The following is a 12,712-nucleotide window of genomic DNA, read 5'->3' on the forward strand; positions in this document are numbered from 1 at the left end:
ATCACACAAATTAGTGATAAGTGAGTAGTGATTAGTGATGAGTGATAAGTACCATCCGCCATAATAGCGCAGCCACTAATCACTCATCACTACTCACTTATCACTCATTTTTAATACTCTTTACCGGATTCTCATTAGCAATGTGCCATGCCTTGAGTACCACACAGGCAACGATGAGTAGCAACGTTACGAATGCAATGCCCACGAAAAGCAGTGGATTCAAGTCAATCTGCTCGGCAAACTGATCAAGCCAGGCTCGCCCTATAAAGTAAGAAATAACCGTACCAAGTACTACAGCCAACACCGATACATACAGAATATCACCTGCCAGCAACCGCAGTATTTGTGAAGCCTCAGCACCGTTTACTTTCCGGATGGCTATCTCCTTACTGCGACGTTGCGTTTCATCATTCACATAACCAATCAGTCCCATGATAACAATAAGCAGGATAAAGCCGGAAGTAATCCATACAGAATTGCGGAAACGATATACATCTTTATATCCATCCCTCACCATACGGTCCACCGGAACAAAATGGAGAGATATATTAGGAAAAGTCTTTCCCATAAACTCGTTCAGGCGTTTCAGGTTCTCATCATAAGGTTCTTTCAGGCGGACATTGAATGCATGGAAATTCTGTTCTTCATTTCCTATCAGAACAATAGGTGACTGGGCAGAATAGAAACTTTCGTTGCGTACATCACGAAAGACTCCTACAATCGTTCCTTGCACATCATTCAGATTTTTTCCTACTCCCCCGTCTGTCCACTTCATTAAGCGCACTAACTCTTCATTTACCAACAAATCTCCCTTTTTCTTCAAAGCGGAACCTTGCAGTATTTCCATCCCCATTACTTCGGGATAGTTGTAGTGACAGATATTAAAATTGAGTGTGGCAATGCGTTTCCCTTCATTACTCATCAATCCCCGCGTCCAGTATTGCCCCAGCACACTATGCGTTGCAGCTGTCACATCCTCTACCATTGGCTGACGGCGTAATTCATCTTTAATGTGTTCTACCGTTTCTCTGGAAACCCAACTTTCGGCTTCTGTCAATCCCGGGATCTTGATTCCCATATCACGATTCATCAGATGACTATATTGCAACAAAGTGACCAATAACAAACCAAGTACAAAAGATACTCCTATAAACTGTATAAACAGTAAGGAACGTTTCCAGCTCTTTTTACCGTCAGTATGCCGGCGAAACACCTGCGTAACGGGAATACGTGAAAACAAACGTCCCGGTATACATCCAGCCAGTACAAAAAGTATCCCAATAGTCAGTAGCGGAACCCAAAGCGTATCCCATACAAAAAGAGAAGAAAGACGAACGGAAAGCAGGTCTTCTATAATCTCGCGTGCATTGACTATCAGCAACATGCTAATCAAAACCGAAATCAAGACAAGAATTCCTGTCTCTGCCAGAAACATACCGAATATGTTGGCAGAACTGGCACCGCTACATTTATGCACTCCTACGCCTTTGGCACGGCGACTCAGTGTAGCAATTGAGATCAGCATGTAATTCATAATAGCCACAAAGAAAATGGCAAAGCCCAGGAAGCCATAAATAATCAGCCGCTTTTGTACCTCGGAGGAATCCAAGTGGCGCTTTACAAGTGGAATAACGCTAAAGTCTATCTTCCAATCATCAAACTGGCTCTCCGTATATTTCTCTATTACCCGTTGGATATTATTATTCACCTCATCCACATCCGAAGCATGACGCAAGCGTAAGAATGCATAAAAGACGTCATTCCCTTTCCAGCCGTATCCGCCCTGATATCCTCCATCCTTATGGACAGAGACTACAAAGTCATGAGTAAGCATTGTATTTTCGGGAACATCCTTATAGATACCACGAATGGTAAAATCATGCTGTTTGTCTGCAGAGAGAATTCTGCCGATAGGATCTGTGTCTCCAAAAGTTTCACGGGCAAAGTGCTCGGATACGAAAACACTTCCGGGCATAATCAGGTCTTTGGGGTTACCTTTCAATACCGGTATACTAAAAGTCTGAAAGAAACAGGTATCTACAAATATATAATTCACATCAGGCAGCAGTTTGTCTTCATTATATATGTGGTACTCTTTGGTAGGATAAACACAACTGGCACTCTCAATCTCTTTCGGCATATCTTGTGCCAATACAGCAGCTACCGGATCAAAGACGGTGTAATCGTAATTGGTTCCATCGTCTCCCATTACCTCACCTGTACTGAGATTGGTCATCTGGCAACGTACCATCGCCAGACGCTCTGCCTCCGGGTAGCACTTCTCATAACTCAGTTCGAAAGCTATTTGCGAAAAGAGCAGAATACCAATGGTAAGTCCCAGAGAAAGGGAGATAATCCTTATGATATTGGAGCCGCGTTCGCGCAATAGAGTTCGTATACTATAATAGATTTGTCTCATTGTTCTTCTTATTTTATGCCGTTACACTTGCCACAACACTACCATCGAAGAGGTGTACCGTACGATGTGCAAACGAAGCATCGTGCTGAGAGTGAGTTACCATAATGATAGTGGTTCCTTCTTTATTAAGTTCGGTAAGTAAAGCCATCACTTCGGCACCGTTCTTTGAGTCCAGATTACCGGTAGGCTCATCGGCAAGAATCAGTTTGGGGTTAGTGACTACCGCACGGGCAATGGCTACACGCTGTTGCTGTCCACCCGAGAGCTGCTGAGGAAAGTGTTTGGCACGATGACTGATATTCATTCGTTTCAGAATGTCTTCTACCATGCGGCGACGTTCGGATGCCTTTATACCGAGGTACGTCAGGGGAAGTTCCACATTCTCATAGACGTTCAGTTCGTCTATCAGGTTAAAACTCTGGAATACAAAGCCCAGTTTACCTTTACGCACGCGGGTACGTTCTTTTTCTTTCAGCCCGGCTACTTCTTCTCCCAGCAATTTATAGGAGCCTTCGGTAGGGTTATCCAATAGCCCAAGAATATTCAATAGTGTAGACTTTCCACAACCCGAAGGTCCCATAATGGCAACAAACTCCCCTTCCTTAACATTTAGGTTAACATGATTCAATGCTACGGTTTCTACTTCTGAAGTGCGAAATACCTTACTAATGTTTTCAATCTGTATCATACTGCTATTTATTTTATTGATTTATCTTCTGTTTATTCACTCTTTATACTATTCACCGGATTTTCATTGGCTATACGCCATGCCTTCCAGATAACACAGGCAACAATAACAACGAGGACGCCTATAACCACCCATACATACACCATCCAGTTAAGCGGTACGTGTTCGGCAAACATATCCATCCACATCGTATTGACGTACCACGATGCTACGCTGCCGATAACTGTTGCCGGCAATGCCACATAGAGAACATCTTTGGACAGAAGTTCCAGAATACCGGATGCTTCGGCTCCATTTACTTTGCGGATGGCAATCTCTTTACTACGTCGGCGCACCTCATCTGCCGTGTAACCTATCAATCCCATCAGCATCACAAAGAACATGGCTATAGTTGCCATCAGTGTGGCATTACGGAATACGCGTAATGCGTTATAATTCTCTTCCATACTCTGCTCCAGACTACGGAAACTGACTGTTTTATCGGGGAAAGCTTCAGAGGATTCCTCATTCAGCTTACGTAAATTCTCAGCAAAAGGTTCTTTCAGACGGACGTGGATACAATTGCCAAAGTTTCTGTAGCAATGGACGATGAGCGGTTCCTGTTCGTTATAAAAACTATTGGTACGAAAGTCTTTCAAAACTCCCACAACTTTGTAAGTACTGCCTTCAGCATGGACCATACGACCTACTATCTCATTTCCCCAACGCATCCGTTCTGCAAAGTTCTCATTCACCACCACTTCATCCTTTTCGCGGGCCATACGTCCCTGTTTCATCTTCATTCCCATCATAGCGGGATAGTTTTCTTCTTCCTCACAAAAGCGGGAAGAGAAAAGTGCCTGTCCACCCTCATTCTGTATCATCATACCACTAAAACCAATGCACGGAGGGTATGAAGCAGATGAAACACCCTCCACATAGGGCAATCCTTTGAAGAACTGACGGGCATAATTACTATCTTCTGATGTACCGCCAAAGGTGGAATAGCTATAAACAACCTGTTTTGGATTATAGCCCGTGTCTTTGTTCAATACATATTTGTATTGAACCATCACCACACACATCAATCCGCATATAAAAGTTACTCCGGCAAACTGAATGAACAGTAACGGACGTTTCCAACCCTTTTTTCCCTCCGTATAGCGATGGAATACTTGCGACACAGGTATCCGTGCAAACATTCGTCCCGGCAATATGCCACCTACCAGAAACAATAGGAACACAGTAAATAATGGTACCCAAAGCCTGTCAAAAGCAAACAATGACTCCAGTTTGGCAGCGGTTGTATCTTCAAAAAACTCGCGGAAGTTCACTAATATCAGTAACATCAACAACAGTGCCAGCAGAATAATGATACCGGTCTCCAGCAAGAACATTCCAAAAACCTTACCACCGCTCGCGCCACTACTCTTATGCACACCCACGGACTTGGCACGGTAAGCCAATGAAGAAATAGATATAAGCACATAGTTCAATCCGGCAATGAAAAGAATCGCAAATCCTAAAATACTCATTATACTCTTCATCCGTTTTACCTCATCATAGTTGCGGTATACGTCACGGATTGGTTTCACCATAGCTGTATAGCCATACATTCCTTCTCCTTCTTTGGGAAGATATTTTTGTATCATACCGTCCAGACGTGCAAAGACAGCTTCCTTATCTGCCCCGGGCCGGAAACGGATGTATTCAAAGTAACTGTCGCCACCATCCCAGGAATAGTTGCCTATATCACGACTCCACATGCTGGGCATAGATATCACAGCCTCAGGGCGTAAGGTTGTGTTTTCGGGTAAAGCGGCATAGGTACCTTTTACCGTCATTTCCATGGATTTATTATATCTGAGTACTTTACCGACAGGATTCTCTCCACCAAAGATTTTTGTAGCCAGACGATCGCTCAGGAAAATAACATCCTTCTGCATCAGATCTCTCGGATTACCGCTAAGCACCTCAATACCCATTGTCTGAAAGAAGAGCGAATCTGCCATTATCTTATTATCATCAAACCGGACGCTTCCGTTATATAGAGGTAATGATGCCGCCCATTTACAAATACTGGTAGCAGCTTCTACCTCTTCAGGGAAATTATCAAGGATAGCACCTGCCACAGGACCGTAATTCATATCCTGCGGTTCGCTCTTTTCACCGTTAACAGTGAAAATAGAGAAAACCTGATAAAGGTTGTCATAATCTTTGTAGCATTTGTCGAAACTCTGTTCGAATGCCACACGGGCAAACAACAAAATGCTCATCGTCAATCCCAGTCCAAGAGAGATGATCTTGATAAGATTGGAACCGCGTCCCCGAAGCAATGTTCTAATTACATAATAAAGTTGTCTCATATATCTTGCAAAGTTAATTGTTCTTTTCAGAAACGGAGAAGAAACGTTTCGCAACGTCACTTCTCCCACTGGCAATGCATGAAGCCAGTTAATCTTAAAGAAATCATATTAATTGTTTTATTCATCAGCATTTGTTTCATAAAAACAGATTCTATGTTTCTCTTTATAAAGCAGAAAGTATGCCAAAGCAATTAAAATATTGAGAAACAAAGAAGTACAAGAAAACAGGTTTTATACAGCTGTCTAATTATTAGACAACGTTCGTCTAATTATTAGACAATACTTCTCCAAAATTGTTCTATAACACTGAATCGGAGTAAGCATCTATTGTTCGCCAAGAAGAAAACTTTATCTTTGCGCGAAGTTTTCAATTAACGAATTAGGAGTATGAAGAAAAAAAAGATTAGTGGCTTCTTGATTTATCTGTTTCTACTTTCAGGATGCGATATGATAGATTATCATCCATACGATGTACATATCAAAGGAGAAACAGAGGTCAATGCCAAAAACATCAAAAGAATAGAAGCCAACTGTAAAGACAAAACAACCATCCGTTTTGTAGCCATGGGCGATTCGCAACGGTGGTATGACGAAACTGAGAAGTGTATAAGCTCCATCAACCAACTGGAAAACATAGACTTTGTCATTCACGGAGGAGATGTAAGCGATTTCGGTGTCACCAGTGAGTTTATATGGCAGCGCGATCTCATGAATAGCCTGAAAGTTCCTTATGTGGTTTTATTAGGAAACCATGACTGTCTGGGAACGGGAAACGAGGCATATACCAAAATATTTGGTCCGGCAAATTTCTCTTTCATTGCAGGAAACACAAAGTTTGTTTGCCTCAATACAAATGCATTGGAGTTTGATTATTCCGAGCCGATACCTGATTTCAATTTTATTGAGAACCAACTGACGGAGCGACAAGATGAATTTGAGAAGACCGTAGTAGCAATGCACGCAAGACCCGGTTCCGACGTATTCAATAACAATGTTTCAAAAGTCTTTCAACGTTACATAACACAGTATCCCCAGTTACAGTTTTGCCTGAATGCACATGACCATAGAGTAAGCACGGACGATCTTTTTGACGATGGCGTTATATACTATGGAAGCGATTGCATGAAACACCGTAGCTACATGTTATTTACTATTACCCCTGACAATTATACTTATGAACTGGTCAACTTTTAAATATGCTCTTTGTGCCGGACTAATGCTTCTGCTATTCAGTCCCGGCAGCTTTGCACAACAAGATTCAATTGTAAAACCCAATAAATATGACAAACGTATCCACCGCTACCGTGGACACTGGGAAAAACTAATACCCACACATACCAAAGTACAGTTTGCCGGGAACATGGGATTACTGTCCTTTGGCACAGGATGGGATTACGGAAAAAAGAATCAGTGGGAAACGGATGTGTTTTTAGGATTTATACCCAAATATGATTCCAAGCGTACAAAGGTGACCATGACACTAAAACAAAACTATATGCCCTGGAGCCTCAACCTGGGCAGAGGTTTCTCTACTGAACCATTGACTTGCGGTATCTATTTCAACACGGTATTCGGTAATGAATTCTGGGTTCACGAACCAGACCGGTACCCCAAAGGATATTACGGTTTCTCCAGTAAGATACGTTCACATATCTTCCTGGGCCAACGGCTTACTTATGATATAGATCCCCAACGACGATATACAGCAAAATCAATTACTTTCTTCTACGAATTAAGTACCTGTGACCTGTATCTGATAAGTGCTGCAACAAATAGTTATCTTCGTCCCAGAGACTATCTTAGTCTTTCATTTGGATTGAAATTACAACTGTTTTAATAGGGGGTACGAATCGGTAGTTGACTATTCATTTATCACGAATCACTACTCACAAATCATTTTATTACGTATATTTGTTCCGATATTAACTCTCAAATTTATGAGTAAACAAGGAACTATTCTTATCGTCGATGATAATAAAGGAGTACTGACAGCCGTTCAGCTACTCCTGAAAAACTACTTTACAAAAGTTATCACTCTTCCTTCACCCGTCACTTTACCGGCTGTATTGCGCGAAGAAGCTCCCGAAGTGATTCTTCTTGATATGAACTTTACATCTGGTATCAACAGCGGAAATGAGGGACTTTTCTGGCTACATGAAATAAAGAAACTACGTCCGGCACTACCCGTTATCCTTTTCACGGCTTATGCCGATATTGACCTTGCTGTAAAAGGTATTAAAGAAGGTGCTACAGACTTTATCGTAAAACCTTGGGACAACCAGAAACTGGTAGAAACCTTGCTATCTGCCGCCACCCAGGCAAAAGGTGGAAAGAAAAAACACACAAAGCAGGAAAGCAATTCTTGTAATTCCATGTATTGGGGAGAAAGCAGCGCCATGCAACAACTGCGCCAGCTTATAGAGAAAGTAGCTGTCACCGATGCCAATATCCTCATCACCGGTGAAAACGGCACAGGTAAAGAGATGCTGGCAAGGGAAATACACGCCCTCTCCCAGCGAAAACAAAAGGAAATGATAGCAGTGGATATGGGTGCTATCACAGAATCATTGTTTGAGAGCGAACTATTCGGACATGTAAAAGGCTCATTCACGGATGCATATGCCGACCGTACCGGTAAATTTGAAGCTGCCAACCACAGTACACTTTTTCTGGATGAAATAGGAAACCTCCCCTACCACCTGCAAGCCAAACTATTGACTGCTATCCAACGACGGAGCATCGTCCGGGTAGGTAGTAATGAACCGTTACCGATAGATATACGTCTTATCTGTGCCACTAACCGTAATTTACAGGAAATGGTAAACCGGGATGAATTTCGTGAGGACCTGCTCTATCGTATCAATACGATTCATGTAGAAATCCCTCCTCTGCGTGAACGAAAGGAAGACATTGTTCCACTGGCCGAACGATTCATCGCCCGATTCTGCAAACAATATGATAAGGCTTTGATAAGCCTCGGACCTTCTGCCAAAGACAAACTGACCGCTCATCCCTGGTATGGTAATATCCGCGAATTGGAACATGCTATCGAAAAAGCAATTATCATCTGTGACGGAGCAGTAATACCTGCTGAAATATTTCAGCTCTCCCGCCGTACGGAAATGCCTGAAACAACCGCTTCCACTCTTGAAGAGATGGAAATGAAGATGATACAAAAAGCGTTGGAGAAATGCGGAGGAAATCTTTCTGCCGTTGCTGCTCAATTGGGCATTACACGGCAGACGTTGTACAACAAGATGAAAAAGTTCGGCTTATGAGTTCACTCCTCCGGCAACTAACAGACAAATACTGGTTTCGCGTGCTGCTAAGCCTCTCTCTGGGCATCACCACAACCTTGCTTGCCACAAATGGAACCTTCGTCTGGATGGGCATATGCCTTTGTACCCTGCTATGGAGTCTTTGGTGGCAGTTACGACTTTATCGTCATCATACCCGTCAGGTACTTTTCATGATTGATGCGCTGGAGAACAACGATAACTCCTTTCATTTTCCCGAAGAAGAAAGTACATCCGATAACCGGGAAATAAACCGTGCCCTTAACCGTGTGGGACGTATATTATATAATGTAAAGGCAGACACGGCACAACAGGAAAAATACTACGAACTCATACTCAACTGTATCAGTACCGGATTGCTAGTACTGAATGACAACGGTGCGGTCTATCAGAAAAATGAAGAAGCCCTCCGTCTGCTCGGATTGAGTGTATTCACCCACGTGCAACAACTAAGTCAGATAGATACAGGATTAGTAGAAATACTCTCTTCCTGTCGCCCGGGAGATAAACTGCAAACCACTTTCAACAACGAACGGGAAACAGTGAATTTATCCATACGTGTATCAGACATCACCGTACGGAAAGAGCACCTGCGTATCCTGACACTCAACAATATCAACACCGAACTGGATGATAAGGAAATAGACTCCTGGATAGGCCTGACACGCGTACTGACTCACGAAATCATGAACTCAGTTACTCCTATTACCTCTCTGAGTGATACCTTGCTCTCTCTTGCCGATACAAAAGACGAAGAGATATGCAACGGTTTGCAAACAATCAGTTCTACCGGAAAAGGATTGCTTTCTTTCGTCGAATCCTACCGCCGTTTCACACGTATCCCCGTACCCGAACCATCGTTATTCTATGTCAAGGCTTTTATTGATCGCATGGTAGAGCTGGCAAAGCACCAGAATCCGGACGGTAACATCTCTTTCCGGACCGACGTATCACCCGCCGACCTGATTCTGTATGCAGACGAAAACCTCATCTCACAGGTGGTTATCAATCTGTTGAAGAATGCTATACAGGCAATAGGTGACCAACCGGACGGTTGCATCTCCATCCATGCCTGTTGCAACGAGGCAGAAGAAGTAATCATAGAAGTAAAGAACAATGGTCCTGTGATCCCGCCGGAAGTAGCAGAACATATCTTCATCCCTTTCTTTACCACCAAAGAAGGGGGAAGCGGCATTGGTCTCAGTATATCCAGGCAGATTATGAGGTTGTCCGGCGGAAGTATTACACTGTTGCCGGGAAAGGAAACCAGGTTCATACTGAAGTTTAAATAACCTCTGTGACAATACTTTCTCAAACAAAAAAGTCCGTTCATCTGTTTATATAAGTGTAAATTAACAGAAACACCACTCATGATAATACTTGCCAACAACCCACTATTCAATGGTATTGCTCCCAATGTACTCACCGAAGATCTCAGAGAGATTAATTTTCATACCCGGATCTATCGGAAAGGAGAAATTCTTGCTCACCAGGGCGATGTATGCAACCGCCTCGTAATTCTCATAAAAGGTAGTGTACGCGGAGAGATGATTGACGACTCCGGAAGGTTGATAAAGGTAGAAGACATTGCCGCACCAAGAGCGATAGCACCGCTTTTTCTTTTCGGAAACGAGAATCGTTATCCGGTAGAAGTTACTGCTAATGAGGCTACTGAAGTGATTGAAATACCTAAGACAAGCGTACTAAAGTTATTCAGAAAGAACGAGAAGTTTCTGGAAAATTATATGAATCTCTCTGCTAATTACGCCCATACCCTCTCGGATAAACTGTTTTTCATGTCCTTCAAAACAATCCGGCAGAAACTGGCATCCTATCTGCTTCGCCTATCCAATCAGCAGCAAAGTGAACATATCACACTCAATCGCTCACAACAACAATTGAGTGATTACTTCGGAGTATCCCGCCCCTCACTGGCACGGGAACTGGCTCACATGCAAGAAGATAAGCTAATAATAGCAGATAGAAAACAAATAAAAATACTACAAAAGCAAGCACTGATTCAATTGACGGTGAGTGCTTCCCACACGTGAAAGTGCCATTCGGATGACAGGGAGGAATAAAGTTACTCCTGCACTACACCCACGCAGCCCATTTTCAACTTTCAATTTTCAATTTTCCACTAACTTGTAACATTGGTTACAGAATTGCCTCAAACCATTCCTCTACCTTTGCGTTCAATTAATAACCAATAAATACGTAGAAATTATGAACATGTTCTGTTATCAATGCCAGGAGACAGCAAAAGGCACTGGCTGCACCCTAAGAGGTGTTTGTGGAAAGACATCCGAAGTTGCTAATCTTCAAGACCTTCTGCTCTTTGTAGTAAGAGGTATTGCCGTGTATAACCAAAAGTTACGTGAGGAGAAGCGTCCTTCGGACGAAGCGGACCGCTTTATCTTTGATGCCCTCTTTATAACGATCACCAATGCTAACTTTGATAAAAAAGCCATCATTCGTAAAATCAAGGAAGGATTGAAGCTCAAAAGTAAACTCGCCCAGGAAGTAACGATTGAACATGCCCCCGATGAATGCACCTGGAATGGCAGCGAAGACGAATTTGAAGAAAAAGCCCAAAGCGTAGGAGTGCTCCGCACACCAGACGAAGACATTCGTTCTTTAAAAGAACTGGTACATTACGGGTTAAAAGGCATGGCAGCTTACGTAGAACATGCCCACAACTTAGGGTATGAATCCCCGGAAATATTCGCTTTCATGCAACATGCACTTGCCGAACTAACCCGTGACGACATCACCGTAGACGAACTCACCAGCCTGGTTCTTGAAACCGGAAGACAAGGTGTATCAGCTATGGCGCAACTGGATGCTGCCAATACAGAAACCTATGGTAACCCGGAACTGTCGGAAGTTAATATCGGTGTACGAAATAACCCGGGTATCCTCGTCAGCGGACACGACCTGAAAGACCTGGAAGAGTTGTTACAACAGACAGAAGGTACGGGCATTGATATCTATACTCACAGTGAAATGTTACCGGCACACTATTATCCGCAACTTAAAAAGTATAAACACCTTGCCGGAAACTACGGGAACGCCTGGTGGAAGCAGAAAGAAGAGTTTGAAAGCTTCAACGGTCCGATACTGTTTACCAGCAACTGTATTGTACCTCCCCGCCCGGATGCAAACTACAAAGACCGTATCTACATTACCGGTGCCTGCGGACTGGAGGGTGCAACTTATATTCCCGAAGCCAAAAACGGAGGACAAAAGGATTTCTCTGCTATCATTGAACATGCCAAACGCTGCCAGCCACCCGTAGCCATAGAGAGCGGTAAAATCGTTGGCGGATTTGCACACGCACAGGTTATTGCACTGGCAGACAAAGTGGTAGAAGCCGTCAAGAGTGGAGCCATCCGCAAATTCTTTGTTATGGCAGGTTGTGACGGACGTATGAAGAGCCGTGAGTATTATACTGAATTTGCTGAGAAACTACCTCACGATACAGTAATCCTTACCGCCGGATGCGCCAAATACCGTTACAATAAATTACCATTGGGAGATATTAATGGAATTCCCCGCGTTCTGGATGCAGGACAGTGTAATGACAGTTACTCATTAGCAGTAATCGCCATGAAGTTGAAAGAAGTATTCGGGCTGAAAGATATCAATGAGTTACCAATCATATACAATATTGCCTGGTATGAACAAAAGGCCGTGATCGTACTCCTTGCCCTGTTGTCTTTAGGAGTAAAGAATATACACCTCGGCCCTACTCTTCCGGCCTTTCTTTCACCTAACATCAAGAAGGTACTGATTGATAACTTCGGAATTGCTACAATAAGTACGGCAGACGAAGATATTATGAAGTTTCTGAGCTAAAAGAAGACTATTCTAACCGGTGCTTCCCGCACGGGGAGGTTCGGTAAGCGATGTAGTGGCGGAAGTTTCCGGCACCCCGGTTTGCTCCCCTCCCCTCTCCCTTCTC

9 protein-coding genes are annotated in these 12,712 nt (G+C 43.2%); 6 read left to right on the forward strand and 3 right to left on the reverse strand.

Annotated elements, in window-relative coordinates:
- Nucleotides 1-100: 100 nt before the first annotated feature.
- From VCM39_RS11825 to VCM39_RS11835, 3 genes are read right to left on the reverse strand one after another with little or no spacing between them, the layout of a single operon-like run.
- Complete coding sequence (locus tag VCM39_RS11825) at nt 101-2,419, reverse strand: ABC transporter permease (RefSeq protein WP_322932624.1); 2,319 nt, start codon at nt 2,417-2,419, stop codon at nt 101-103.
- 13 nt (nt 2,420-2,432) lie between these two features.
- Nucleotides 2,433-3,107, reverse strand: coding sequence for an ABC transporter ATP-binding protein (locus VCM39_RS11830; protein ID WP_007485251.1), 675 nt, complete (start codon nt 3,105-3,107; stop codon nt 2,433-2,435).
- A gap of 32 nt (nt 3,108-3,139) precedes the next feature.
- Entirely contained in the window at nt 3,140-5,452 is a 2,313-nt protein-coding gene (locus VCM39_RS11835; RefSeq protein WP_221648908.1) for an ABC transporter permease, read from the reverse strand.
- Nucleotides 5,453-5,839: 387 nt separating this feature from the next.
- Between VCM39_RS11835 and VCM39_RS11840 the strand changes: the two genes are divergently transcribed.
- From VCM39_RS11840 to hcp, 6 genes are all read left to right on the forward strand, one after another.
- Nucleotides 5,840-6,646, forward strand: coding sequence for a metallophosphoesterase family protein (locus VCM39_RS11840; RefSeq protein WP_221648909.1), 807 nt, complete (start codon nt 5,840-5,842; stop codon nt 6,644-6,646).
- A gap of 22 nt (nt 6,647-6,668) precedes the next feature.
- Complete coding sequence (locus tag VCM39_RS11845) at nt 6,669-7,289, forward strand: hypothetical protein (protein WP_223382408.1); 621 nt, start codon at nt 6,669-6,671, stop codon at nt 7,287-7,289.
- Nucleotides 7,290-7,389: 100 nt separating this feature from the next.
- On the forward strand, nt 7,390-8,730 hold the full coding sequence (locus tag VCM39_RS11850; protein WP_322932623.1) for a sigma-54 dependent transcriptional regulator: 1,341 nt from the start codon (nt 7,390-7,392) through the stop codon (nt 8,728-8,730).
- Nucleotides 8,727-10,040, forward strand: coding sequence for a sensor histidine kinase (locus tag VCM39_RS11855; RefSeq protein ID WP_322932622.1), 1,314 nt, complete (start codon nt 8,727-8,729; stop codon nt 10,038-10,040). The genes VCM39_RS11850 and VCM39_RS11855 overlap by 4 nt, the downstream gene beginning before the upstream one ends.
- A gap of 78 nt (nt 10,041-10,118) precedes the next feature.
- A complete protein-coding gene (locus VCM39_RS11860) occupies nt 10,119-10,799 on the forward strand; it encodes a Crp/Fnr family transcriptional regulator (protein ID WP_322932621.1) in 681 nt (226 codons plus the stop codon).
- A 175-nt stretch (nt 10,800-10,974) separates the two neighbouring features.
- Nucleotides 10,975-12,606: a hydroxylamine reductase gene (gene hcp, locus VCM39_RS11865; protein WP_322932620.1), complete on the forward strand. Its 1,632-nt coding sequence runs from the start codon at nt 10,975-10,977 to the stop codon at nt 12,604-12,606.
- Nucleotides 12,607-12,712 lie beyond the last annotated feature (106 nt).

This window comes from Bacteroides mucinivorans (assembly GCF_034654355.2).
GTDB lineage: Bacteria > Bacteroidota > Bacteroidia > Bacteroidales > Bacteroidaceae > Bacteroides > Bacteroides nordii.

What these genes read in the sequence shown, in the direction of transcription:
- VCM39_RS11825 (WP_322932624.1), bottom strand. Translation starts at nt 2,419, where the DNA reads ATGAGACAAATCTATTATAGTATACGAACTCTATTGCGCGAACGCGGC.
- VCM39_RS11830 (WP_007485251.1), bottom strand. Translation starts at nt 3,107, where the DNA reads ATGATACAGATTGAAAACATTAGTAAGGTATTTCGCACTTCAGAAGTA.
- VCM39_RS11835 (WP_221648908.1), bottom strand. Translation starts at nt 5,452, where the DNA reads ATGAGACAACTTTATTATGTAATTAGAACATTGCTTCGGGGACGCGGT.
- VCM39_RS11840 (WP_221648909.1), top strand. Translation starts at nt 5,840, where the DNA reads ATGAAGAAAAAAAAGATTAGTGGCTTCTTGATTTATCTGTTTCTACTT.
- VCM39_RS11845 (WP_223382408.1), top strand. Translation starts at nt 6,669, where the DNA reads ATGCTTCTGCTATTCAGTCCCGGCAGCTTTGCACAACAAGATTCAATT.
- VCM39_RS11850 (WP_322932623.1), top strand. Translation starts at nt 7,390, where the DNA reads ATGAGTAAACAAGGAACTATTCTTATCGTCGATGATAATAAAGGAGTA.
- VCM39_RS11855 (WP_322932622.1), top strand. Translation starts at nt 8,727, where the DNA reads ATGAGTTCACTCCTCCGGCAACTAACAGACAAATACTGGTTTCGCGTG.
- VCM39_RS11860 (WP_322932621.1), top strand. Translation starts at nt 10,119, where the DNA reads ATGATAATACTTGCCAACAACCCACTATTCAATGGTATTGCTCCCAAT.
- hcp (WP_322932620.1), top strand. Translation starts at nt 10,975, where the DNA reads ATGAACATGTTCTGTTATCAATGCCAGGAGACAGCAAAAGGCACTGGC.